22 protein-coding genes are annotated in these 25865 nt (G+C 43.9%); 4 read left to right on the top strand and 18 right to left on the bottom strand.

The window, feature by feature from the left end; all coding sequences use genetic code 11:
- Positions 1 to 155: 155 nt before the first annotated feature.
- Both uvrA and uvrB read right to left on the bottom strand, forming a co-directional pair.
- Entirely contained in the window at positions 156 to 2975 is a 2820-nt protein-coding gene (gene uvrA / locus ACO03U_RS05330) for an excinuclease ABC subunit UvrA (RefSeq protein ID WP_161868888.1), read from the bottom strand.
- A 41-nt stretch (positions 2976 to 3016) separates the two neighbouring features.
- On the bottom strand, positions 3017 to 5011 hold the full coding sequence (uvrB, locus tag ACO03U_RS05325; protein WP_161868889.1) for an excinuclease ABC subunit UvrB: 1995 nt from the start codon (positions 5009 to 5011) through the stop codon (positions 3017 to 3019).
- A gap of 362 nt (positions 5012 to 5373) precedes the next feature.
- Here uvrB and ACO03U_RS05320 point away from each other — a divergent pair, with 362 nt between their 5' ends.
- Together ACO03U_RS05320 and ACO03U_RS05315 are read left to right on the top strand one after the other, a co-directional pair.
- Complete coding sequence (locus ACO03U_RS05320) at positions 5374 to 6792, top strand: amino acid ABC transporter substrate-binding protein/permease (RefSeq protein ID WP_204686659.1); 1419 nt, start codon at positions 5374 to 5376, stop codon at positions 6790 to 6792.
- Between the two features lie 3 nt (positions 6793 to 6795).
- Positions 6796 to 7533, top strand: a complete 738-nt coding sequence (locus ACO03U_RS05315) for an amino acid ABC transporter ATP-binding protein (RefSeq protein WP_204686658.1) — start codon at positions 6796 to 6798, stop codon at positions 7531 to 7533.
- Positions 7534 to 7640: 107 nt separating this feature from the next.
- Here ACO03U_RS05315 and ACO03U_RS05310 read toward each other — a convergent pair whose 3' ends face one another.
- Positions 7641 to 8753: an iron-containing alcohol dehydrogenase gene (locus ACO03U_RS05310; protein WP_204686657.1), complete on the bottom strand. Its 1113-nt coding sequence runs from the start codon at positions 8751 to 8753 to the stop codon at positions 7641 to 7643.
- A gap of 126 nt (positions 8754 to 8879) precedes the next feature.
- Between ACO03U_RS05310 and ACO03U_RS05305 the strand changes: the two genes are divergently transcribed.
- Positions 8880 to 9569, top strand: a complete 690-nt coding sequence (locus ACO03U_RS05305; protein WP_204686655.1) for a helix-turn-helix domain-containing protein — start codon at positions 8880 to 8882, stop codon at positions 9567 to 9569.
- Positions 9557 to 10453, top strand: coding sequence for an IS3 family transposase (locus tag ACO03U_RS05300; RefSeq protein ID WP_204686700.1), 897 nt, complete (start codon positions 9557 to 9559; stop codon positions 10451 to 10453). The genes ACO03U_RS05305 and ACO03U_RS05300 overlap by 13 nt, the downstream gene beginning before the upstream one ends.
- Positions 10454 to 10611: 158 nt before the next feature.
- Here the strand turns inward: ACO03U_RS05300 and dnaJ are convergent, their stop codons facing one another.
- The 15 genes from dnaJ to ACO03U_RS05225 all read right to left on the bottom strand — a co-directional run bounded on the left by dnaJ (position 10612) and on the right by ACO03U_RS05225 (position 25863).
- Positions 10612 to 11784 (bottom strand): molecular chaperone DnaJ, encoded by a 1173-nt coding sequence (dnaJ, locus tag ACO03U_RS05295; RefSeq protein ID WP_204686653.1) that lies wholly within the window; start codon positions 11782 to 11784, stop codon positions 10612 to 10614.
- Positions 11785 to 12100: 316 nt separating this feature from the next.
- The gene (gene dnaK, locus ACO03U_RS05290; protein WP_161868894.1) at positions 12101 to 13939 is read right to left on the bottom strand and encodes a molecular chaperone DnaK; all 1839 of its coding nucleotides are present in this window, start codon (positions 13937 to 13939) and stop codon (positions 12101 to 12103) included.
- A gap of 59 nt (positions 13940 to 13998) precedes the next feature.
- Positions 13999 to 14559, bottom strand: a complete 561-nt coding sequence (grpE, locus tag ACO03U_RS05285; protein ID WP_161868895.1) for a nucleotide exchange factor GrpE — start codon at positions 14557 to 14559, stop codon at positions 13999 to 14001.
- Positions 14560 to 14585: 26 nt separating this feature from the next.
- Positions 14586 to 15635 (bottom strand): heat-inducible transcriptional repressor HrcA, encoded by a 1050-nt coding sequence (gene hrcA / locus ACO03U_RS05280; protein WP_161868896.1) that lies wholly within the window; start codon positions 15633 to 15635, stop codon positions 14586 to 14588.
- Positions 15636 to 15947: 312 nt separating this feature from the next.
- A complete protein-coding gene (hemW, locus tag ACO03U_RS05275; RefSeq protein WP_161868897.1) occupies positions 15948 to 17114 on the bottom strand; it encodes a radical SAM family heme chaperone HemW in 1167 nt (388 codons plus the stop codon).
- Positions 17115 to 17391: 277 nt separating this feature from the next.
- Entirely contained in the window at positions 17392 to 18327 is a 936-nt protein-coding gene (ribF, locus tag ACO03U_RS05270) for a riboflavin biosynthesis protein RibF (RefSeq protein WP_204686651.1), read from the bottom strand.
- Positions 18314 to 19258, bottom strand: a complete 945-nt coding sequence (gene truB / locus ACO03U_RS05265; protein WP_204686649.1) for a tRNA pseudouridine(55) synthase TruB — start codon at positions 19256 to 19258, stop codon at positions 18314 to 18316. The genes ribF and truB overlap by 14 nt, the downstream gene beginning before the upstream one ends.
- Positions 19259 to 19471: 213 nt before the next feature.
- A complete protein-coding gene (locus ACO03U_RS05260) occupies positions 19472 to 20218 on the bottom strand; it encodes a class I SAM-dependent DNA methyltransferase (protein WP_161868900.1) in 747 nt (248 codons plus the stop codon).
- A gap of 1 nt (position 20219) precedes the next feature.
- Positions 20220 to 20561: a ribosome silencing factor gene (rsfS, locus tag ACO03U_RS05255; protein WP_204686699.1), complete on the bottom strand. Its 342-nt coding sequence runs from the start codon at positions 20559 to 20561 to the stop codon at positions 20220 to 20222.
- A 43-nt stretch (positions 20562 to 20604) separates the two neighbouring features.
- Positions 20605 to 21189 (bottom strand): bis(5'-nucleosyl)-tetraphosphatase (symmetrical) YqeK, encoded by a 585-nt coding sequence (gene yqeK / locus ACO03U_RS05250; RefSeq protein ID WP_204686647.1) that lies wholly within the window; start codon positions 21187 to 21189, stop codon positions 20605 to 20607.
- A complete protein-coding gene (locus ACO03U_RS05245) occupies positions 21179 to 21796 on the bottom strand; it encodes a nicotinate-nucleotide adenylyltransferase (protein WP_423104413.1) in 618 nt (205 codons plus the stop codon). The genes yqeK and ACO03U_RS05245 overlap by 11 nt, the downstream gene beginning before the upstream one ends.
- A 72-nt stretch (positions 21797 to 21868) precedes the next feature.
- Positions 21869 to 22180: a ribosome assembly RNA-binding protein YhbY gene (gene yhbY, locus ACO03U_RS05240; RefSeq protein ID WP_204686645.1), complete on the bottom strand. Its 312-nt coding sequence runs from the start codon at positions 22178 to 22180 to the stop codon at positions 21869 to 21871.
- A 53-nt stretch (positions 22181 to 22233) separates the two neighbouring features.
- Positions 22234 to 23373 (bottom strand): ribosome biogenesis GTPase YqeH, encoded by a 1140-nt coding sequence (yqeH, locus tag ACO03U_RS05235; RefSeq protein ID WP_204686643.1) that lies wholly within the window; start codon positions 23371 to 23373, stop codon positions 22234 to 22236.
- The gene (locus tag ACO03U_RS05230; RefSeq protein WP_204686641.1) at positions 23366 to 23896 is read right to left on the bottom strand and encodes a YqeG family HAD IIIA-type phosphatase; all 531 of its coding nucleotides are present in this window, start codon (positions 23894 to 23896) and stop codon (positions 23366 to 23368) included. Before ACO03U_RS05230 ends, yqeH begins: the two co-directional genes overlap by 8 nt.
- A 182-nt stretch (positions 23897 to 24078) precedes the next feature.
- A complete protein-coding gene (locus tag ACO03U_RS05225) occupies positions 24079 to 25863 on the bottom strand; it encodes an ABC transporter ATP-binding protein (RefSeq protein WP_204686697.1) in 1785 nt (594 codons plus the stop codon).
- Positions 25864 to 25865: the final 2 nt, after the last annotated feature.

Here is a 25865-nt window from a genome sequence, read left to right as displayed (position 1 = left end):
TTCCACTTGCTGCTACCAAATATCGTCTAAAAAACGATTGTTTGGCACAGATATTTTTTTAATAGTGTTATCATACCACAGCAAAAGCGTAAAGCAAGGCTTCACGCTTTTGTCAGGATTTACTTTAACAAAGCTTTTACTCCTAAATCCCAGTCCTAAACCAAGACTCGTTTCAAATACTGTCCTGTATAGCTTTCAGGAATAGCAGCAATCGCCTCAGGGGTACCGGTACCAATGATAGTGCCGCCACCAGCCCCACCTTCTGGACCTAAATCAATCACCCAATCGGCTGTCTTGATAACATCCAGATTGTGTTCAATCACTAATACCGTATTGCCAGCATCCGCCAACCGTTGCAAGACTTGGAGCAGGCGGGCAATATCATCAGTATGCAAGCCCGTCGTCGGTTCATCTAAAATATAAAAACTCTTCCCATTAGAATTTTTATGCAGTTCACTAGCCAGCTTCATCCGTTGGGCTTCCCCACCAGACAAGGTCGTGGCTGGCTGACCCAACGTGACATAGCCTAGCCCAACGTCCACAATCGTTTGGAGTTTACGATGAATTTTCGGAATATGCTTAAAGAATTCAACAGCGTCAGCCACCGTCATATCCAAAATTTCTGAAATGTTTTTACCTTTGTAATGCACTTCCAAGGTTTCAGAGTTGTAGCGCTTGCCATGACACACTTCACAAGGCACGTAGACATCTGGTAAAAAGTGCATTTCGATTTTGATGATACCGTCGCCTTTACAAGCCTCACACCGGCCGCCTTTGACATTAAAGCTGAAACGTCCTTTTTTATAGCCGCGTACTTTGGCTTCATTGGTCTTGGCAAACAAATCACGAATATCATCAAAGACACTGGTATAGGTGGCTGGGTTACTCCGCGGTGTCCGGCCAATGGGACTTTGATCGATATCGATGATTTTTTCGATATTTTCGTAGCCACTTAGCTTTTTGTAACGGCCAGGTTTGTTGGAATTACGATTAATTTTTTGTGCCAAGGCTTTTTTCAAAATATCATTCACCAAGGTGGATTTCCCCGAACCAGAAACACCAGTAACAGCAATAAACTTCCCAAGTGGAAATTTCACGGTAATATTTTTGAGGTTGTTTTCACTAGCACCAGCTACCACAATCGCCTGACCATTTCCTTCACGCCGGGTTTGCGGTACAGGAATTTTCTTTTTACCAGAAAGGTACTGACCAGTAATCGAGTCAGGGTTGGCTGCCACTTCTTCGGGTTTTCCAGCCGCAACAATTTCGCCTCCCTGATCCCCAGCTCCCGGTCCGACATCAATCAGGTAGTCAGCTGCCCGCATCGTATCTTCGTCATGTTCGACAACGATTAGCGTATTGCCTAAATCCCGCATCTTTCGTAACGAATCTAATAAGCGATCATTGTCTCGCTGGTGTAAACCAATGGAAGGTTCATCCAAAATATACAAGACACCGGATAAGTTGGAGCCAATCTGGGTAGCCAAACGAATTCGTTGGGCCTCCCCACCAGACAAGGTCCCAGCTGCCCGGCTCAACGTCAGGTAATCCAAGCCAACATTTCGTAAAAAGTTCAAACGATCATTGATTTCTTTAATGATGGGTTTGGCGATGGTTGCTTCTTGTTGCGTCAATGTTAAATGACTTAAAAACGCCAAAGAGTCGCCAATCGCCCATTCGCTGATTTCCCCAATATTTTTTTCGTTTACCTGCACGGATAAGGCTTGTGGATTTAGACGAAAACCGTGACAAGCTTGGCAAGTCAGCTCTGTCATATATAAACGCATTTGATCGCGGGTGAAATCACTATTGGTTTCATGATAACGCCGTTTAATATTGGTGAGGACCCCTTCAAAAGGAACTTCGACATCCCGGACGCCGCCAAAATCATTTTGATAATGGAAGTGGAAAACCTCACCGTTTGATCCTCGGAGAATGATTTCTTGTTGGGCTTCCGGCAGTTTTTCAAAAGGCGTATCCATATCGATACCAAACTTCTCACAAGCTTGTCGCAACAACTCTGGATAATACTGAGAACTGATGGGATTCCATGGTGCAATCGCCCCTTCACGAAGGGTCTTGGTAGGATCAGGAATCACCAAATCCACGTCCACTTCTAATTTAATCCCTAAACCATCACATTCTGGACAAGCGCCAAAGGGAGCATTAAAGGAGAAGAGCCGGGGTTCCAATTCGCCAACAGTAAAGCCACAGTAAGGGCAGGAATAATGCTCAGAAAAAAGCATCTCCTTTTCCCCGATGACATCTACAACTGCATACCCTTTTGCTAGGCGCAGTGCCGTTTCAAAAGAATCAAATAACCGAGAGCGAATCCCCTCTTTGACCACGATCCGGTCGATGACAATCGCGATTTCATGTTTGCGATTTTTTTCAAGTTCCGGAACTTCACTAATTTCATAAATCTCACCGTCTACCCGAACCCGGACATAACCTTCTCGTTGAATCATTTCAAAAACTTTTTTGTGTTGACCTTTTTTCTGATAAACCACTGGGGCTAAGATTTGGATTTTGGTACGTTCAGGCAATGCCATTACTTCATCCACCATCTGTTCCACCGATTGGCTCGTGATTTCGATATGATCATTAGGACAGATGGGATGACCCACCCGAGCATAGAGCAAGCGCAGATAATCATTGATTTCTGTCACCGTCCCGACCGTAGAACGGGGATTTTTGCTGGTCGTTTTTTGATCGATGGAAATCGCTGGACTTAAACCATCGATGGCATCCACATCCGGCTTATCCATCTGGCCAAGAAATTGTCGAGCATAGGCAGATAAGCTTTCCACGTAGCGCCGTTGTCCTTCTGCATAGAGGGTATCAAACGCCAGCGAGCTTTTGCCTGAACCGGATAGACCAGTCACCACCACCAGCTGATCACGAGGAATCGTCACATCAATATTTTTCAAATTATGGGCCCGTGCCCCATGAATTACAATTTTATCGTTTGCCATCTTCGGCCTCCTAAATCACTTTTGCTAGCTTCACTTCAAGCTTAACTGCCGGCTTTTAGTTCCAAAATCGTATCCCGTAATGTTGCGGCGGTTTCGAAGTCCAAGGCTTTAGCGGCATCTTTCATTTCTTTTTCCAGTTTCAAAATCAGCGTTTCCCGATCTTCACTGGACATATCTTCATAATCCGCCAATGTTTGATAAGTATCGCCATCTTCAGCTACCTTAGTGATGGCTATCAAATCACGAATCTCTTTAATAATCGTCTTCGGTACAATGCCGTGTTCTTGATTGTATGCCTCTTGGATACTACGACGTCGGGCCGTTTCTTCGATGGCTTGTTTCATGGAATCCGTTTCTTTATCGGCATACATGATTACCTTACCTTCTGCATTACGAGCCGCTCGGCCAATGGTTTGCACCAACGAACGAGTACTTCGCAAAAAACCTTCCTTATCAGCATCCAATATCGCCACCAAAGATACTTCTGGCACATCCAACCCTTCCCGAAGTAAGTTAATACCGACTAAGACGTCAAACTCACCGAGGCGGAGATTGCGAATGATTTCTGTTCGTTCCAAAGTTTTGATATCACTGTGAAGATACTTGACTTTAATACCTAGTTCTTTCATATAATCCGTCAAGTCCTCTGCCATCTTCTTGGTCAAAGTAGTGACGAAGACCCGTTCATCTTTTTCTGCTCGCTCATTTATTTCTCCAACCAAATCATCAATCTGCCCCATGATTGGTCGCACTTCAATCACCGGATCCAACAAACCGGTTGGTCGAATAATTTGTTGCACCACCGTATCTGTCTGTTCGGCTTCATAAGGTCCCGGAGTCGCCGAGACATAGACAATCTGGTTGACATGTTGTTCAAACTCTTCCAAGCGCAACGGCCGGTTATCCAACGCAGAAGGCAAGCGGAACCCGTAATCCACCAACATCTGCTTTCGAGAGCGATCTCCGTTGTACATCCCGCGGATTTGGGGCATGGTGACATGGGATTCATCGATGACAATCAAAAAATCCTCTGGGAAGAAATCCAGCAAAGTATATGGGGGTTCTCCTTCTTTACGGCCATCCATATGGCGGGAGTAGTTTTCGATCCCCGAAGTATAACCCATCTCCCGTAACATCTCGATATCGTAATTGGTGCGTTGTTCCAAGCGCTGGGCTTCCAATAGTTTATTGTCGTCTCGTAAGACTTTTAAACGCATCGTCAACTCAGCTTGAATATTTGCAATCGCCTGTTCCAAATGATTTTCATCAGTGACAAAGTGAGTCGCCGGAAAGATCGATACATGCTCTGTCTCTGCTAATATTTCACCAGTCAAAGCATCGACTTCACGAATCCGGTCAATTTCATCACCAAAAAATTCCACCCGCAAGGCTCGTTCGTCCCGAGAGGCAGGAAAAATTTCCACGACATCCCCTCGAACTCGAAAACGCCCCCGCTGAAAATCGATGTCATTGCGTTCAAATTGGATATCAATCAGTTGCCGTAACAATTGATCACGACTGACTTCCATCCCTACTCGCAATGAAACCACTTGTTTTTGGTATTCCATCGGCGAACCCAAACCGAAGATACAAGAAACCGAAGCCACAACAATAACATCATTGCGTTCCAATAAGGCACTCGTTGCTGAATGGCGCAACTTGTCGATTTCGTCGTTGATACTCGAATCTTTCTCGATGTATGTGTCTGAAGACGGTACATAGGCTTCTGGTTGGTAATAATCATAATAACTCACAAAGTATTCCACAGCATTTTCCGGGAAAAACTCTTTAAACTCTCCGTATAGTTGCCCAGCTAAGGTTTTATTATGGGCAATGATCAAGGTCGGTTTGTTGACTTCTTTAATTAGGTTGGAAATGGTATAAGTTTTCCCAGTCCCAGTAGCACCTAAGAGAATCTGGGCTTTTTTACCACCAACCACGCCCTCCACCAATTGGGCAATGGCTTCCGGTTGGTCACCGGCGGGCTGGTATTTGGATACCAGATTAAACTGGCGGGTCGTATCTCGTTCAAACATCACAACACACCCCTTTTTCTATGATTATACTCAGTGTAATCGCTTCGCAGCTAAAAGCAAAACAGGAGACACTTCAACTGTCTTATTGTATCACACCGAACATATTTTCGCTATTTTTAAGTAAGGCCTCTCTGGAAATTTAACAGATACTTTGGAAGTTTACTCCAACCTGTATATGTAAGATAACCTAACATCTAACGTTATCTTCTCAGCAGAAATTACAGAAATTCACAGGATTGTCTTGTTTGGTTTTCCTAAGAACTTTATAATTATCCCTAGAGAATATTTTTTCTTATGGGAAAAACAGTGGCTAAATCAACTTTTTTCTCAAAGAACATTCAAAAATAATGGAGGTTTGAAATATGACACAACACAAACGACTGCTAACAAGAGTTGTCATCTTGTTAGGATTTCTAACATTTCTTTGGGGCAGCCCTCAAGTTTTTGCAGCTGAAACGTACCAAATCGGCACTGACTTGACCTTTCCCCCTTTCGAATTTCAAAACGAGGACAACGAATACATAGGGATTGATATCGATATCCTTCACGCCATTGCCAAAGACCAAGGCTTTGAAGTCGAACTACGACCTCTGGGCTTTGATAGCTCGATTCAAGGCGTTCAGTCCGGCCAATTAGATGGTATGATCGCCGGCATGAGTATCACTGAAGAACGCAAGGCTAATTTTGACTTCAGCGAGCCTTACTTCGATAGCGGGATTCAGATGGCGGTAGCAAAAGATGACACTGAAATCACTAGCTACGAAGAGTTGGCAGGCAAGACCGTCGCTGCCAAAGTCGGAACAGAAAGTGCCACCTTCTTACAAGATAACCAAGAAAAATATGGCTACTCCATCAAAACCTATGATGCGGCTGATGCCTTGTACAATGCCCTTACCAGCAACAAGGTCCAAGCGATTTTCGATGATTTTCCCGTTTTAGGCTACGCTATCAACAACGGCCAACCACTAAAACTAATTGGCGAACCAGAAAAAGGGAACTCCTATGGTTTCGCTGTGAAAAAAGGAACCAATCAAAAACTCTTAGAAGCTTTCAATGCCGGTTTAGCCAAACTCAAAGATAGCGGCAAATACCAAGAAATCATCGATACCTATATCACCACGGCCGCCCCTACCGCATCTAGTGAAAACACCTTTATCGGCTTATTGAAAAACAACTGGCCAATCCTTTTGAAAGGTCTCGGAAAAACGATTGGCTTGGCGGTTCTTTCCTTTGCCTTGGCAACAATTGTCGGTATCATCTTCGGCCTCTTCAGCGTATCCCCAATCAAGGCTCTCAGAGTGATCACCGGCGCTTACGTGGATATCATCCGCGGAATCCCAATGATGGTCTTAGCCTTCTTCATTTTCTTCGGCTTCCCCTTTAATATCCCTGATTTTACCGCCGGCGTAATCACCCTCACCTTAAATGCCAGCGCCTATATCGCCGAGCTAGTCCGTGGTGGGATCAACGCGGTACCAAAAGGTCAGATGGAGGCTTCCCGTAGTTTGGGCCTTTCCCACAGTCGCACCATGCAAAAAATCATTTTGCCACAAGCCGTAAAAATCATGATTCCTTCCTTTGTCAATCAATTTGTCATCACCTTGAAAGACACGACAATCATCTCCGTCATCGGGGTTGCTGAATTGCTTCAAACAGGCCGGATCATCGTGGCACGAACGTCTCAAAGTACCTATACCTACCTGATCATCGCTCTGATTTACTTGATCGTCATTACAACATTAACCCGTATCGCACGGAAACTCGAAAAGAAGGTGGCATAACAGATGGCTGAAAAAATCCAAGTAAACAATCTCGTCAAACGTTACGGAGACAACACCGTGCTTAACGATATTTCGGTCACCATCCAAGAAGGCGAAGTGGTGTGCATCATCGGTCCTTCTGGTTCTGGTAAAAGTACCTTTCTGCGGTGTCTAAACCGTTTAGAAGAACTAACTAGTGGTCACATCATTGTCGATGGCTCCGATTTAATGAGCAAGTCGACGGACATCAATAAAACACGCCAGCACATCGGCATGGTTTTCCAACATTTCAATCTTTTCCCTCATTTGACGGTAGCGGAAAACATCACCTTGGCCCCCGTTGACTTAGGCAAACTCTCCAAAGCTGAGGCCCAAGCAAAAGCCGCTCAGCTGTTGGAAACAGTCGGCCTTGAAGACAAGTTAAACGCCAAGCCAAATAGTTTGTCTGGCGGTCAAAAACAACGAGTCGCCATCGCCCGCGCCTTAGCGATGGATCCAGATATCATGCTCTTTGATGAACCAACATCTGCCCTTGACCCAGAAATGGTAGGGGATGTGCTAAACGTTATGAAAAAACTCGCTCACAAAGGAATGACGATGCTGATCGTCACCCATGAGATGGGCTTTGCCAAAGAAGTGGCTGACCGAGTCCTCTTCTGTGATGAAGGCCGCTTTTTAGAAGATGGCACACCAGAGACAGTCTTCAATAACCCTTCCAACCCTCGAACCCAAGACTTTTTGGACAAAGTGTTGAATATTTAATCGACAAAAGAATAGACAATTTGCTTCCTTAAAAGGTAGCAAGCCTAACGTGAAAAAGCCGAGGACTCTCAAGGTGCATCGAGAGTTCGCGGCTTTTTTATTTTTACCTAGTTCATTTTTTTAAAAGCCGCTAACAAATCAGCTGCTGACATTTTTACCGGCAAGTGGTTGCTAGCTTTTTTGGTAGCTAGGATTCCTGCCACCAGCTCTTTCACTTGATTTGGTTCCAAAGTAAGTCCCAAAGCTTGCAAAGAAACAGGTAAATCCAAAGCTTTTAATAAGCTGTAGTATTCTTCAAACTCTGTCCCTCGTTTTTCGGCAGCCAATTGCAATAACAAACCAACGGCTACCACTTCTCCATGAGTTCTTGGTACTTGCAGGTCTGGATTTCCTTGTAGCACATTGTGAAAAGCGTGGGCTAAACTTAAACCACCATTTTCAAAGCCTAATCCGCTCAATAAAATATTGGCTTCGATTACCGCTTCGAAAGCCGCTGTCAAACGCCCAGCTTCTTGATCTTTAAGAGCTTGTTGACTTTCTGCAAATAAGACAGCACGACATTTTTCGGCAATTCCTAAAGCCGTTAACGTTGGTCTCGTACCCACTGTGTTGCTACTGCCATCTTCCCAAACGGCGCGGGCTTCCACATAGGTAGCTAAACCGTCCGCGATTCCCTGTGCTAGCATCTTGGCAGGTGCCGCAAAAATAACTTGGCTATCCACCAAAACGATGGCAGGATTTGTCTTATAATAATCATATCGTTGAAAGACCCCCGCTTCATCGTAAATCACTGAAATCCTTGACGTGGCAGCATCTGTTGCTGCGGAGGTGGGTAGAACAGCGACATTCACCTGTAACGCCCGGGCCAGCGTTTTCGCCACATCCAAGGCGCCACCACCCCCTAAACCAATCACAAAAAGCTTGCCAAACTCTTTCTCTTTATCTCCCGACACACCAAGCAAATCAGCAACCCAAGCGGTTAGCGTTCCTGCCCGCATCTGCTCTGCGAAGGTCTCCCTTTGACTATCGATAAAAAAGGGGCAGCCATGGATCCCTACCACCGTCAAATTACTTATTAAACTTTTGCCAACTAAATCATAAACATACTGATCGGTAACTACCAAGGCTTGGTTCCCCAAACGGCGCAACTGGCCTAACTGTGTATCAAATGCACCCGGACCTTGAATATATAACTGTGGACTGGCAAATGATCGGATCACCTTTTCATCTTCCTTTCTTCCGAATAAGCAAACAGAGGAGTTAACCCAAGCTTACTGATATGCTCCCAACATAGTAGACACTAGAAAAAACAAAAATTTCTAGTCTACTATGTTGGGAGTTTTTATATGTCAAAAAGAGTAAAGTTTAGTATTGATGAAAAGTTGTATTCCGTTAATCAAGTAATCCAAGGGGTGACATCCAGAAAAGCTGAAGCAAAAAGAATCGGTATCAGTCATAAAACTTTGAATGATTGGCTTCGTAAATTCGAAGAAGGTGGTGCTGGACGACTTCAGGAACTTAGAACTTGGACGAGATACTCAGATGAAACCAAGCTATGTGCTGTCAAAGCCGTCATCGACGGAGGCGAATCCAAAAGGTCTGTAGTCAAAAAGTATGCTATTTCCAGTACCAGTGTTTTGGATAAGTGGATTTCCAAGTATACTAGTGGTGATGAAATCAAATCTACTGGCAAAGGAAGTTCAAAATCTCATATGACTAAAGGCAGAAAAACAGATTATAAAGAACGGATTGAAATCGCACAGTACACTATCGCTCATGGACTTGACTATGATAAGGCAATCGAAAAGTATCAAGTGAGTTACCAACAGGTTTATTCGTGGGTACGGAAATACCAATTGCTTGGAGAAGAAGGTTTGAAAGACGGACGTGGTCGTAAAAAGGATTTAGAGGAACTGACAGAGCTGGATCGTCTAAAACTAGAAAATAAGAAGCTTCAAGCAGAAAAAGAACAGCTTGAAATGGAGGTAGCTGTCCAAAAAAAGTTGCAGGAAATTCGAAATCGATTCAAACACTAGCGTTATCCCGAAAAGAAGAGAAGTTTTTAATAGTCAAAGAGCTTAACGAAGAGCGTGATTGGCCAATAAACCGGCTTTGTAAAATAGCAGCTGTCTCAACGCAGGGGTATTACAAATGGCTCAAACGTATTCCGACTAGCCGAGAAGGAGAAACGCAACACATCGCTGAAGCTATCAAAGAAATTCATCTTGAATGTAAGAAAATCTATGGGTATCGCCGAATGACAGTGGCTGTAAACAAGAAACTGGGAATGCGCTATAACCCCAAACGGATTCGCCGTATTATGCGTATCCTAGGACTCTATTCGGTTATTAGAAGACCCCGTCCTTCTTGGCAACGATCAAACCCTGTTCATTTAGCAGAGAATATTTTGAATCGTAATTTCGACGCTGCCACGGCGCCGAACCAAATTTGGTGTACAGATGTCACTGAATTTAAGTATGGAAATGGGCAGAAATTATACCTCAGTGCAATCGTTGACCTTTGGGATAAATCGATCGTTTCCTATGCATTAAGCCTAAAAAATGATAATGAGATCGTTATGGAAACCTTGATAAGTACCTTTGAAGCAAACATAGGAGCACAACCACTCATCCACAGTGATCGCGGTTTTCAGTACACTTCACATGCGTATAAAAGCTTGCGAGATAAGTACAAATTTACCGCCAGTATGTCCCGAGTATCAAAGTGTCTTGATAATCAGCCAATTGAAAGTTTTTGGGGCACTTTGAAAGCCGAACGTTACTATATGAACAAATATCCGACCAAAGAAGCTTTAATCACGGATGTAGAAGACTATATCCAGTTCTACAATCACGCACGAGTCACATTAAAATACGACGGCCTTACTCCGATGGAAATCAGAAATAAAGCCGTCGCTTAGGGGTTCCTATTAACCTGTAAGAGGAGATAGAGAAATTTCCTTTCTCTATCTCCTCTGAAGGCCAGTTCGAGTAAAACTCGAACAAATCTTTTTTTGTTTTTTTCACTGTCTACTTGACAGGGAGCGGTTCATACCTTGAGCTACTCCTCTATTATTGTTTATTTCTTCTTCCCACTAAAAGCATCTTTCATTTTGTCAAAGAAACCTTCTGATTGTTGTTCATTAAGCTTTGTTCCAGAAACTTCGGCAAAATTCCGCAAAGCTTCCCGCTGTTCATCACTCAAATTTTTCGGTGTGATTAATTTAACTTTAACTTGTTGATCGCCAGTGCCGGAACCTCGCAGTTTCGGCGCTCCTTTTCCTCGCAAACGGAAAACGGTACCAGTTTGCGTACCAGCCGGGATTTTCAGCTTCACATCACCATGGACTGTTGGTACATTGACCTCATCCCCGAGAGCGGCTTGAACAAAATTCAACGGCATTTCATAATAGATTTCCGAACCATCTCGATCGAAAATATCACTTTCTTCCACGCGGAAAATCACATACAAGTCCCCATAAGGTCCGCCGTTTGCACCGGCTTCCCCTTGTCCTGAAAGGCGCATTTGTTGCCCTTCTTCCACACCAGCTGGAACGTTGACTTTTACTTCATGGGCGCGTTTTTCATGACCTGTCCCTTGGCATGTTGGACATGGGTCTTTGATTTCTTTCCCAGTCCCGTGACAAATATCACAAGTTTGACGACTCATCACACGACCAAGCGGTGTTTGGCGTTCCACGTTGATTTGACCGGAGCCACCACATTTAGAACAAGTCACCGGTTGTGTTCCAGGTTTAGCCCCATTACCGCCACAAGTGTGACAAGTTTCTTCTCGATTGTACTTAATCGTTTTTTCCACACCGAAAATGGCTTCTTCAAATTTCAAATTGATCGGATATTGTAAATCTGCTCCTTGTCGTGGCGCATTGGGGTTAGCCCCGCGACCACCACCGGCACCACCAAAGAAGGATTCAAAGATATCTTCAAAGCCCCCAAAGCCAGAGCCACCACCAAAGCCGCCAAAGTCACTATAACCGCCACCAAAACCACCACCACCATAATTGGGATTGGTTCCGGCATGGCCATATTGATCGTAAGCTGCCCGTTTTTGAGGATCACTCAAGATTTCATACGCTTCAGTGATTTCCTTGAATTTTTCTTCGGCATCCGCTTCTTTATTGATGTCTGGATGATACTTTTTGGAAAGCTTGCGGTATGCTTTTTTAATTTCATCATCGGAAGCCCCTTTGGCCACGCCTAGGACTTCGTAGTAATCTCGTTTCTCTGCCATTGGCTTTCCTCCTACTTTTCTACGTCAAACTAGCCATCGCTCATTGACGCAGTCTGTGTCGACAAGCGTATCAAAATCACGAAAACACAACCTGTCAAACGCAATCCTTGAAAGCTGATTCCAGCTTTAATCTGCACTCGTGTATTCTAACATATCTCGAAAGCAAGCTAAATATCTTTCGCAAACTTTTAAGCAAACGTCCCCACCTAACCTTGCAAAAAAGCCAAAGTAATCATACTTTGGCTTTCAAGCGTTTCGGCATAAGCCGTATCAGTCACTTCGTTTGCGAAAAATCAGCTTTCAAGCAAGCGAAAGATTATTTATCGTCGTCGCCAACTTCTTCAAAATCAGCATCGACAACATCATCTGCGCCACCTTGAGCTTGTTGGGCTGCTTCCGGATTTTCTTGCGCTTGTTGTTGCGCAGCTTGTTCATAAAGCTTAACCGTCAAGTTTTGCACGATTTCGTTCAAAGCATCCCGTTTTGTCTTCATTTCTTCCAAGTTGTTCGCTTCAACAGCAGCTTTCAATTCATCCCGCGCATCTTCTGCTTTCTTGACTTCATCTGCATCCACTTTGCCTTCTAATTCTTTCAAAGTTTTATCAACTGTGAACAACAAAGCGTCTACGTCATTGCGAAGATCTGCTTCTTCTTTCCGTTGTTTGTCGGCATCCGCATTGGCTTCTGCATCTTTCACCATGCGATCGATTTCTTCATCGGACAAACCTGAAGAAGATTTGATAGTAATTTTTTGTTCTTTTTGCGTCCCTAAATCTTTGGCAGAAACATTAACGATCCCGTTTTTGTCGATGTCAAAGGTAACTTCGATTTGAGGAATCCCCCGAGGTGCTGGTGGAATATCCGTCAATTGGAAGCGACCAAGGGTTTTGTTATCGGCAGCCATTGGACGTTCCCCTTGTAAAACATGAATATCTACAGCAGGTTGGTTGTCAGCAGCTGTGGAGAAGACTTGTGATTTAGAAGTTGGGATAGTTGTGTTACGATCAATCAATTTTGTGAAGACCGCACCCATGGTTTCAATCCCCAATGACAATGGCGTAACGTCCAACAATACGACGTCTTTCACATCACCAGTGATAACCCCACCTTGGATAGCAGCACCCATAGCGACAACTTCATCTGGGTTCACAGACTTGTTAGGTTCTTTGTTGGTTTCTTTACGAACTGCTTCAACTACCGCTGGAATACGAGTAGAACCACCAACTAAGATGACTTCATCGATTTCAGATTGGTTCAAGCCAGCATCTTTCAACGCTTGGCGAACCGGTGTTTTTGTCCGTTCAACTAAATCAGCTGTGATTTCGTCAAATTTCGCACGAGTCAAAGTCATTTCCAAGTGCATTGGTCCAGCTTCACCAGCTGTGATAAATGGCAAGCTAATTTGAGTAGAAGTCACACCAGATAAGTCTTTCTTCGCTTTTTCAGCAGCATCTTTCAACCGTTGCAAAGCCATCTTGTCAGCGGACAAGTCAATTCCGTTTTCTTTCTTAAATTCAGCTACCATGTAGTCAATGATCTTGTTATCGAAGTCATCCCCACCGAGGTGATTGTCCCCAGCTGTTGACAAAACATCAAAGACGCCGTCACCAAGTTCAAGGATGGATACGTCGAAGGTCCCACCACCAAGGTCAAAGACTAAGATTTTTTCATCTTTATCCGTCTTGTCCATACCGTAAGCCAAGGCTGCGGCAGTTGGTTCGTTGACAATCCGTTCCACTTCCAAACCGGCGATTTTACCAGCATCTTTGGTTGCTTGACGTTGAGCATCATTGAAATAAGCCGGCACAGTGATAACCGCTTTTTCAACTTTTTCCCCAAGGTAATCTTCAGCGAAACCTTTCAAGTATTGCAAGATCATTGCTGAAATTTCTTGTGGAGTATAAGATTTGTCTTCCACTTGAACTTTATAGCCAGCTTCACCCATGTGGCGTTTGATGGAAGCTACTGTATTTGGGTTAGTCACTGCTTGACGTTTAGCAACTTCCCCGACTTGGATTTCACCGTTTTTGAAGGAAACCACAGATGGTGTCGTACGGTTGCCTTCTGGATTGGCGATAATCTTTGCTTCTCCGCCTTCCAATACGGAAACGGCAGAGTTGGTGGTACCTAAGTCAATACCGATAATTTTACTCATAATTAAAGCACTCCTTTGTAAATGTGTTTTTATCGTAATAAATTACGTGAACAACTTGTTTATTGGGCTACGATGACCATGGCTGGTCGCAAAACGCGGTCATGGAGTTTGTAACCTTTTTGAAAGACTTCTACGATGGTATCTGCAGGCAGTTCCTCAGAAGCGGGGACTGTTTGCACACCATGATGAACATTTGGATCATAGGCGGTGCCTTTTGCTGCAGGAATCTCTTCAATTCCTTCTTCCTTCAAGGCGTTTAACAGGCTTTCCAGCACCATTTCCACACCTTTTTTCAAACTTGCTCCTTGATCATCAGTGACTTCAGTCGCTAATGCTCGCTCTAAGTTATCAATGGAAGAGAGCAATTTTTTTGCTAAATCTTGGGAACGGTATTTTTGTAGCATTTCCCGCTCGCTACGATTGCGCTTAGTAATGTTGGCGATCTCTGCTTGCGCCCGCAAGTATTGATCTTCCAACGCAGCTTTCTCAGCTGTTACTTTTTCCAGTTCTGACAATTCATCGCTTACCTCAGCAGACTCAGTCGCTTCGGCATTTTCGCCAGCAACTAAATCTTCTAGTTCTTCAACTTCCGCCTTGAACTCTTGGTCTTTTTTGGACACATCATGACTTCCCTTCTTTAGTTTCCTTAACTCCACTCGCTACTATTGTCCAGCGAACGATAGTAATCCGCCAGTTTTGACGCTAATTCGTGGCGAAAAGCATCAATCAAACCGAACATCTTCGAATAGGGCATGCTGGTAGGACCTAGCAATGCAATGGTTCCTTGACCGTGGCCGTCGATTTCGTAGGTTGCTTGGATCAAGCTCATATTTTGAAAGAGCTGACTACCCAGTTCATTGCCAATCCGAATCTGAATTCCACGATCCTGTGGCACTAGCAATTGACTCAATTTTTCTGAATCTTTCATCAACGTATACATCGTTTTGAAATGATCCACATCTTGAGCTCCCTCAAAATCAAGCATATTCATCCGACCACCGACATAGACCTTCGATTCGAAAGCTTGTCCCAACATGGTATCAAACAAGGATAAGATGCCTTCTGTGGTTTGAAAATACTTATGGAGAATCATTGGGATTTCCGTTCGCAACCGATTATAGACAGTGACTAGCGGTTCTCCCACTAACCGATCATTGATGATTCGGACCATCTTCTCCAAATCTTCCCCACTGATGGCGGCCGGAATGGTAAAGACTTGGCTTTCCACATTTCCTTTATCCGTCACAATCAAGGCGATGACTTGGCGATTATTCAATGGTACAATCCGAAAACCGGTCAATTTTCGGTCTTTGACATCCGGACCTAAAGACAGAGCCGTATAGCTGGTCAACTGAGAAAGAATCGTGGCAGACTGTTGGATAATTTCATTGATTTCATGAAACTCCCCACCAAAAGATTGGCGGATCGTCTGCATCTCCTTTTTAGCGACTCGACTCGGCTGCAACAGATGGTCCACATAGTAACGGTATCCCTCAATCGAAGGAACACGTCCGGAAGAAGAATGGGTTTTTTGAAGGAGCCCTAACTCTTCTAAGGCCTTCATTTCATTTCTGATCGTCGCCGAACTGGCATCGATTCCTTCTTCCATTAGTTTTTTTGAACCAACCGGCTGTCCGGTCTGTGTGTAATGCTGGATGATGAGACGTAGAATATCTTGTTGCCGATTTGTCAACATTTCTATCACCTCTCATTAGCACTCATTAACTCTAAGTGCTAACACGATTATAAATATACCACATTTACTTGAGATGTCAAGAATTTTACATCAAAAATTAGCACTCACGATTGCCGAGTGCTAATTCAAAATTGTACTGAAAAAGAGTGATAGATCAAGCTTTTTAGCTGATTGCTAGCCATGACAGAGTTATCTGAGTCAGCGTCTTCAAAGAATATTCACGCTTTTTTCTAGTTTTGCTAGCTTTTGATTGTTGTTCACGATAATAAAAAGCCGCCACTGGAGATAGCTTCCTCAATAGCGACTTTCCTGTCATTCATCTAATAAAAACTTTTCAAAAATATCGTTCCCAATCAATAACCCTTGTGCCGTCAAACGAACACTGCCATTTTCCACCACTAAATGGCCAGCCTTTGCTTCTGTCGACAGGACATCCCCATAAACCGATTCCAGAGAACATTGAAATTTTTCCTGGAAGCGTTGGAAGGAAACTCCTTCTTTTAAACGCAAGCCCAAAAACATTTCTTCCTCCATTTGATTTTCGCGAGTTAAGACTTCATTTTCCATCACTGGCAAAATACCTTGACGTAACGGTTTTAAATAATGTTGAATGGGCCCATAATTTTTGTAACGTCGGTTCCCCAGATACCCACTCGCTCCAGCGCCAAAGCCAAAATAGTGTTGGTTATGCCAATAGACGGTATTATGCTTGGATTCATGTCCTGGCAACGCAAAATTACTGACTTCGTATTGCTTTCGTCCAGCTTTTTCCATCGCCTTGATCGTCTCTTCAAACATTTGACCTTCTTCTTCTTGATCTGGTAACTCCAAACGTCCTTGTCGTACCCAATTCATGAACATGGTTTTATTTTCTAAAATCAAGGAATACAAAGAGTAATGGGGCAAATCGAGGTCAAGAGCTCGCTTCAGTGTGTCACGGAAACTAGCCAAACTCTGGCCAGGCAAGGCGTATATTAAATCGATGGACACATTACGAAAATCAGCTTTTTCCAAAAAAGCCATCGTTTGATAGACATCATCTGCCGTATGTTTACGACCAATCTTCTTTAAGAGGCGATCATCAAAAGTCTGTACCCCCATGGACAGGCGATCCACACCATAGTTTTGCATGACCTTCAGTTTGTCCACCGTCAAGTCACCAGGATTCGCTTCTACCGTAAATTCTTCCACTGTCTTCATGGGAAAGCGTTGGACAATCCCTCCCAGTAAACGATCTAGCTGTTGAGCAGTCAGTGCAGTTGGTGTGCCCCCACCGACGTATAGTGTCGGCGCTTGGTCGATGGGCGTCTGGGCCAACTGTAAGTCCATCTCTCTTAACAGTAGCTCAAGATATTCATCCACTGGTTGCCCTTCAAGAAAGACTTTATTGAAGTCACAGTAGTAACAGATATGTTCACAAAAAGGAATGTGAATGTAGGCTGAGATTGCCTGTGAGTCACTTTGAATCATCCACTTCATCCTCCATTTCCTTCAGATTCGCTGTTCAGTCTAGCATTTTCTCAGCAGAAACACAACGATTCGAAAAACTACTATTGTATCGGTCCTGTGAAAATCAGGGTGCTCTGACTTGACGGAGTATTCTCGAATTGTCAAATGAAAGTCGTCCTGGTGTAAAAAACAGTTGCTGCTCTAGTTACCGCTAAGTAAAAATCCCTCAGAGCGACTAACTAAAAAGCAATCGCAAAAACTGCAACCTATTGGGGTACGGCTTTTGCGATTGCTTTGATTTCAGATATTAGGCAAAATAACGCCGAGTTGTTTCAGCATCTGCTTCAAGTTGTTTAATCAAAGCCTGTGCTCCATCGAATTTTACTTGCTCACGAATTAGATGTAGCCAGCGGACACTGACTTGCTCGCCATAAATATCTTGGTGGAAATCTAAAATATTGATTTCCATGGTTAGTTGACGTCCCGCACCGAAAGTATCGTTGTGACCAATCGAACCCATAGCCGGGTAGACGTGACCCCCGACTAAAAACTCACAGACGTAGACCCCTTCCATCGGCAAGCGTGCATAATGACTAAACTTGATATTAGCCGTTGGATACCCTAGCTCTCGTCCCCGAGCTTCCCCATGGACTACGACACCATCGATACTATAAGGATAGCCCAGCAATTGATTGGTCTCCTCCATATCGCCAGCTTCGAGTAATTTCCGAATGCGGGAAGAACTAATTTTTTCCCCTTCATCGGTTTCTTTGGCCACGGTCACCACTTCAAAACGGCCCTTCGCATAACCCGGCAAATGAGCGACATCAGCAATCTCTTTCGGGCCATAGGTGTAGTCAAAGCCGGAAACTGCTACTTTTGCGTGCAGGCCGACGATGTATTGGTCGACAAAAGCTTGAGGACTTAAATGCGCAAAATCCGAAGTAAAAGCGACTTCATAAAGATAATCCACTTTTAGCCAATCCATTAGCCGTTCTTTTTGTGGAAGACTGGTGAGGTACTTTAACTCTTCTTGACCCATCTTTTTAAAAACAACAGAAGGATGATGATTAAACGTCATCACCGCCAAATCCAATCCTAGCTCGTCAGCTTTCTGACGACCAGTATTAATGACTTTTTGATGGCCCCGATGTACCCCATCAAAAAAGCCTAATACTAACACAACATCCTTTGGTGGAATTTGTTGCAAATCATAAGGATGACGAATCTTAATAATTTCCATTTTTTGGTTCCAACTCCGTTCGTAAAACCTTTAAAGGCTTCATACCATCTTTTTCTTTACTATTTGCTTGATAAAGACTAACTGCTTGCCCTTGATAATAAACAGCTACGGGCTGAAGCGGCAGCTGCGACAAACCAAGTTCTTGATAAGACATTCGGCTACCGTTTTTTACCCGTTGCCATGTTCTTTCATCAATGGTGACGCTGGAAAAATCTTTCAAAGCAGCTTCCACTGGCAATAAAATCTCTGTCATTTTTCCGGTCTCAAAAGCTTCCGCTACCTGAGCCAAAGTAACCGCTTGTTCTTTGGTAAAACCACCACTAGCCAGGCGTGTCAAATCGGTCATGCAAGCTGCGACACCTAGGGACGCTCCAGTATCTACTGCCAGCGTCCGGACATAGGTACCTTTCCCACAAACGACACGAAACCGCCAAGATTGAGTTTGCTCCTGTTGGTTCCAAATCGGTTCACTCGTCCGCTGAAATGCCGTAATGCTCACCTGGCGTTTCGGACGTTCAACGCTTTCGCCAGCACGGGCATATTCATAAAGCTTACGCCCCCTGACCTTCACTGCCGAATACATCGGTGGAACCTGGGTAATTTCGCCAACAAAATCCGCCATCGCCCCATCGATTTCTGCAATGGTAAACGGCCGCGTCAAGGGTGTCTCAGCTATGACCTCCCCATAACGGTCTTCGGTGGCGGTGGCATAGCCCAAGGTAATTTCTCCCTCGTAAACCTTGCCATTATCTTGTATAAACTCAATCACTTTAGTCCCTTTCCCAAGACAAATTGGCAAAACACCATCGACCTCAGGATCTAAAGTACCTCCATGACCGATTTTTTTCATATGTAAAATTTTTCGTAATTTAAAAACACAGTCATGACTGGTCATGCCTCGTTCCTTCCACAAAGCTAAGATGCCATCCATCTGCGCCACCGTCCTTTCAACCTTGTTATTATAGCAGAAATTCCTGAGAGAAACCCAGATTTCTGTCCGTTTTCTATCAGAGGTTAAGATTTTAGCAAAATCATCTAGCAAACAGAATCAAAGTTAATCCTGCTCCATTCCAGCAGGCCTTTTCTGAAAAGCCCGCTGACTAAAGTAAAAAAAGCTGCAACCGAAGTCACAGCTTCCCCCAGGCTATTTATGGCAGACAAAAAACCAGCGCCGGCTTTTTTCATTAGGTTCGCTATCAATAAAATCCGCATAGCTTTCCACTGAAGAGAAACCAGCATTTTCTAACATGCGCAGATAAACTTCCTGAGGATAGGTTCGTTCTTGATGAAGCTCGTCTTTGCGTAAAAAGTGTTCGGGAGCCTCTCCGGCAGCCACCTCGTCTTCTGCTACAAAAAAGGTCAGAAAATGTTGGATAGTGTCTGGTTCATCCTGATAAGATTCCCACAAAAAAGCAAAATCATCCGTTTGATAGTGGTAACTATACTCTGGAAAGACTTCGTTGACTTGGTATTGAGAATGCACATCGAAAATGAAGACACCATCTTCTGCCAAAATCTGATAAACTTCATCAAAGACTTGTTGGACATGAAGGGCATCTTCCATGTAACAAATGGAATCAGAGAAGCAAGTCACTGCCTCAAACTCACCAATCCCTACCAGATCCAACATATCTCCTTCTAGAAACTGGATTTCAGCCCCAGCTTCATAGGCACGATCACTAGCAATCATCAGCATTTCTTCAGATAAATCTAGCGCGGTCACCTCATAGCCTTCCTTAGCAAAAGCGACTGCTAAAGCGCCAGTCCCACAAGCTAGCTCCAAGACTTGTTTTTTTGTTCCCAGATGCCGTTTAGAAAAAGCTAACCATTTGTCATAAAGGCTTGTGTCCATCACTTCATCATAGACAAAAGCAAATGTTTCGTAGGCCATCTTAGTCCACGACCCAAGCCGTCAAATCTACCAATGGCGCATCTGACCACAATTTTTCTAAATTGTAAAAAGCCCGCTCACTATTGGAAAAGACATGAACGATTACCTCATTTAAATCGATTAAGACCCATTTTGCGCCATCTTTGCCTTCAATTCGTTTGACTTCGACGCCCGCAGCTTCTTCTTTATCAACGATTTCCTCAATGATAGCATTGATTTGACGCTCACTATTAGCTGAGCAGATCACAAAGTAATCCGCCAACAGCGAAATTTCCCGCACATCCAAGGCGATTAAATCTTCTGCATGTTTACTGTCAGCTGCTTTTACGGCAACTTCCAAAATTGTTTGACTATCTATTTTAGGTCACACTCCTTAAATTTTTCTCTTATTTTTTCGCTACCCAGCGATTATAAGTTTCAATAGATTTGGGATAAATTGGTTGTTCTTGTTCTAATAAATGAAGCAAAGTATGTTTTGCCTCATAGGCGACAGCATCGTCTAGATTGAGCAAGGCAATCTCCCGTGCTTCTTGGACACCAGGGAAAGAACGGCCGGGTTCGATATAATCTGCGACATAAATGATTTTGTCTAACAAAGTCATTTCCGCTGCTCCGGTAGTATGGAGGCGAATCGCTTGTAAGATTTCTTCATCGTCAATGCCTAACTCCCGTTGAACAAAATTTGCTCCCACAATACCATGCCAGATAGCATTATTCCAATTTAACAAATCTAAATCGAAGTTTTCCCGCCGAATCACCATTTGGAACTCTTCGTTGGGCCGTTCCTTCGCATAATCATGCGTCAAAGCAGCGATGGACGCTTTTTCTGGAGCAGCGCCATACTTCTCCGCTAAAGCAACAGCGGTTTCTTCCACGCCTAATACATGTTTGAAGCGTTTGGTACTCATCTGCATCTGTACTTTTTGCATCAACGCTTCCCGGTCTAATGCGGAATAATTGTTAGTCTTCATCCAGATACAACCCCTTTTCCATGATGTATTCCCGGACGGCTTCCGGTACATAATAACGGACAGAACAGCCTTGCGCGACTTTTTTCCGAATCATAGTAGAACTTAAATCCATCGAAGGAACATCGACCCAAATAAGCGGATAGGTAGAGGTTACGGGATAACCCGGCCGCCGCACGCCGACAAACTGCACCAGTTGCATCAATTCATCGATTTTATACCATTTCGGCAAATAGGCCACCATGTCACCGCCAATGATAAAATAATAGTCCACATCCGGATTTTTTTCTTTCAATTCTTTGATGGTATCATAGCTATAACTTTTGCCTTGACGTTGTAGTTCACAAGTCTCAATCCCCAATAAAGGGTTATCTGCCACCGCACGTTCCAACATGGCCAAACGATCCTTGGCAGCAATCGTTTTTTTCTGATCCACATGAGGGGGTAAAAACTCCGGCATCAAAAGCACGCTTTCTAAGCCCAGAGCCCGGCCAACTTGATCGGCAATTAACAAATGAGTCATATGCACAGGGTTGAAGTTCCCCCCTAGCAGACCAACTTGCCGACGACAATTGGCTTGGGTAAGTGGTTTTGCCGTCAAGGTTTGCACGCCATGATTTACTTTTCCTTCCACTTTTTTCACCTCAATCAATAATAGGTCCCAGAAGTCTGATTTGAATCCCTAAATCCCTTTGACTTCATTTGAAATTTTTTGATATTTTTCTTGGGAAGATGGTTTAAAGACCACCAACACCCGACCGATAATTTGCACTACTTGGCAATTGATTTGTTGCTCCAAAACAGTTGCCACTTCTTCTGCGACTTCATCAGTATTTTGCAGTAGGCTCACCTTAATCAGCTCCCGCTTTTCCAAGGCCTCTGCCACCTGCTTGATCATTTCCGCATTTAGGCCACCTTTGCCCACTTGAAAAATAGGGTGCAAATGATGGGCCTGACTGCGCAAAAAACGTTTTTGTTTTCCTCGTAATTCCATGCTATTCCTCTTTTCTATCCTTTGTCTAGTGATTTGCTAGACCCTGCCATATTTTATACTAGTGCTTTCCGGCGCAAAACATCCACACCCACCGGCGCCCAACCTCGGACGATACCTGGTTCGGTAACCGTCACCCAGCCTAAACCGGCAAAAACGATATCAGTTTTCTCCTTGATTGCAAACTCAAAAGCAGCCAACTCAGGGAAAGTCGCCACCTCATCTGGGCGTGGCGGCTGCAATAAACCACCAACATGTTTGACATAAAATTCATCTGCTTTTTCTAGCTTCGTCCGATGAATTTCAATATCATTGGCCATATAAGCAACAAACGAGCTCCGTTTCCCACTCACAAAGTCAAATCGCGCCAAACCACCGAAAAAGAGCGTCTGTCCCGGATTCAACTGGTAAACTTTCGGTTTGATTTCTTTTGTAGGGGCGATGATTTTCAAATCTTTGCTTCCAAGATAATGGGCCATTTGATGTCGGTGAATGATTCCTGGCGTGTCAATTAGGAAATGTCCATCGTCTAAAGGAATTTCAATCTTATCAAGGGTGGTTCCTGGAAATCGTGAAGTGGTTATCAAATCTTTGATGCCAGCCGTTTGCTTGATAATAGCATTGATTAAGGTGGATTTCCCGACATTGGTCACTCCCACCACGTAAACATCACGGCCTTTACGATACTTTTCGATAGTTTTCAGCAATTGCTCCATCTCTTGAGGCTTTTTAGCACTTGTCAACATGACCTCTACTGGTCGTAAGCCCGCTTCATGAGCACGTTCCCGCATCCACTGAGTCATCTTAGGTTTTTTCAAAGATTTCGGTAAGATATCGACTTTATTCCCTACTAATAAGACGGGATTATCTCCCACAAACCGGTGTAAACCGGGAATCAAGGAACCATTAAAGTCAAAAATATCCACGACATTGACGATCAAAGCCTCCGTTTGACCTAATTCATTTAGCAAACGCAAGAAGTCATCATCTGTCAATGAGACATCTTGAATCTCATTGTAATGCCGCAAACGGAAGCAGCGTTGGCAGTAGACTTCCCCTGTGACCAACCCTTTATCCAAAGCCGACTGTGGCGTATAGCCCAACTCGTCAGGGATCTGTGTTTGGATAACCGCACCACAGCCGATACAGTGAAGGGCTTCTTCCCTTTCGTCAATTGTTGCTTGTTTATCAGTCATTCAAGTCACCTCGCCAGACCATATCTGGATGATTTTTTTGTAAATGTTTAATGATTTTGCTTTCAAAAAAGCGATTAATCCGCGTATTCCAAGCATCCGTTGCTACGACTGGTTTGACTAAGATACTGCGAACCCCTGCTGAATGGGCCGCTTTGATGTCCGTCATCAATTGGTCTCCCACCATCACGACTTCGGATGGTTGCAGTTGTAACTTACGACAAGCTTCTTTGATCCCCCGAGCAAAGGGTTTAAGTGCTCTAGCAATAAAGTCCAACCCCAAAGGAGCAATCGCCTGCCGGACCCGCTCAGCATTGTTATTGGACACGACGATGACTGGGATACCAGCTGCTGCCATCTCCGCTAACCACTGTCGCAACTCCTCGGTACCATCAGGATTATTCCAAGCGATTAAGGTGTTATCGAGATCTGTCAAAAGCGCTTTAATCCCTGCTTTTTGTAGTTGCTCAGGGGTAATTTGGTATATGGCTTCCACCATCCAAGTAGGTTTATAACTTAAAAACATAGCGACTTCCTTTTCTAAACATGCCCGTCATTAAGCGGACAGTTTTCATTTCTCAAAAAGAGGAGTACAGCTTCTGCACTCCTCAAACGCTGATTATACAGGAAAACACCTAAAAAAACTAGTGACCCTCTTTTAATTTAGCTTTCTTTTAAGAAGGATTTCTTGAAAAGGGAAAGTTGCTGTCAAGGCATCTCAAATTGGGCTTGGTACAGTTTCTCGTAAAATCCTTTTAGCTTTAACAATTCCTCGTGGGTTCCTTGTTCGACAACTTGACCATTGTCGATTACTAAAATCAAATCAGCATTGCGTATGGTTGATAAGCGATGGGCAATGACAAAGGCGGTCTTGCCAGTCATCAGCTGAGCCATGGCTTGTTGAATCACCAGTTCCGTTTGAGTATCCACATTGGAGGTGGCCTCATCCAAAATCAGCAGATCCGCATCCAACAATAGCGCCCGGGCAATGGTTAGCAATTGCTTTTGCCCTTGAGAAAGGCCGGTACCATCTTCAGAAATCAGCGTATCATAACCTTTTGGCAGTTTCATGATGAACTCGTGGATATGAGCGGCTTTCGTGACTTGGATAACCTCCGCCAAGGTCGCTCCCTCATTACCATAAACTAAATTTTCAAAGACTGTACCGGTAAAAAGCCACGTATCTTGTAAAACCATGGCATAACGTTTCCGAAGACTACGCCGCGTAATCGTCATCAGGTCCTGTCCATCTAAGGTGATTTTTCCCGAATCTGGATCATAAAAGTGCATTAACAGATTGACAATGGTGGTTTTGCCAGCGCCAGTCGGACCTACGATAGCCACCAGTTGGCCAGCTTTGACTGTCAAGTTCAGATTTTGAATAATCGGACGACTGCCATCGTAAGAAAAATTGACTTGCTGAAACGTGACCTCCCCATTTGCTTTGTCCATCGTCTGTGCATTTGGTAAATCTGCTGGCTCAGGCGCTTCATCCAGCAAATTAAAGACCCGTTCAGCCGCTGCCAAGGCCGACTGAAGTTCACTGAAAATATTAGCCATTTCATTGATGGGGCCGGAAAACTTTCGGGAATAGAGAACAAAAGATGACACTTGTCCCAACGACAGATTTCCTTGTAAAAAAAGCAAGGCACCAAAAACACTAATTAAAGACAGCGATAAATTATTGATAAAATTGATGGAAGGTCCCGTCATACTACCATAGTACTCTGCCTTATAGTACGCCTCCACCGCAGCGTTATTCTTTTCTTTAAACCCCTTTTTCAGCCGTTCTTCTTGATGATAAACCTTGATGGTCTGCTGACCGGATAACATCTCTTCAGCAAATCCATTCAGCTCCCCCAGACGTCGACTGCGCAGGCGAAAAAGAGGCCGGAATTTTTTCATCAAGTAACGAGTTAATAGGATTGAAATCGGTACCGTCACGGCAAAAACCAAGACCAATACCGGGGATATCAGCACCATCATGACTAAAGAACCGCATACCGTCACCAGACTACTCAGGATTTGGACAGAATCGTTGGTTAAAGAAGTGTTAATGGTATCAATGTCATAACTCATACGACTGATAATATCCCCGGTTTGTGTTTGATCAAAATAGCGAATCGGCAACGTCATTAACTTATCAAACACTTCTTTACGTAAGGAATAAACAATCTTTTGGCTCAAATAAATCATTAAGCGACTGATTAAGTAGCTTAAGACAGCCGAAGTCAGATAAAAAACAACCATCAAACTGCAATAGAAAAATACTTTTTCAAAGATTACTTTCCCAGGTCCCAGTTGGATGGCATCGATGGCATAACCCGATAAAGTCGGTCCTACCAAAGCAAACAAGTTAGCAACCATCATAAGTGCTGCCGCCAATAAAAATAACCATTTCAGTGGATAGAGGTACTGCCCTAAACGAATTAATGTCTGCTTACGATTGTTTGGTTTGATTGACTCATTATTCTGGAAGTACTTTTGGTTCACAG

Origin of the sequence: Enterococcus diestrammenae (assembly GCF_049384045.1) — a bacterium.
Lineage (GTDB): Bacteria > Bacillota > Bacilli > Lactobacillales > Enterococcaceae > Enterococcus_C > Enterococcus_C diestrammenae.
The sequence above is the reverse complement of the archived record's forward strand: the minus strand, read 5'-3'. Positions and strand labels throughout refer to the sequence as shown.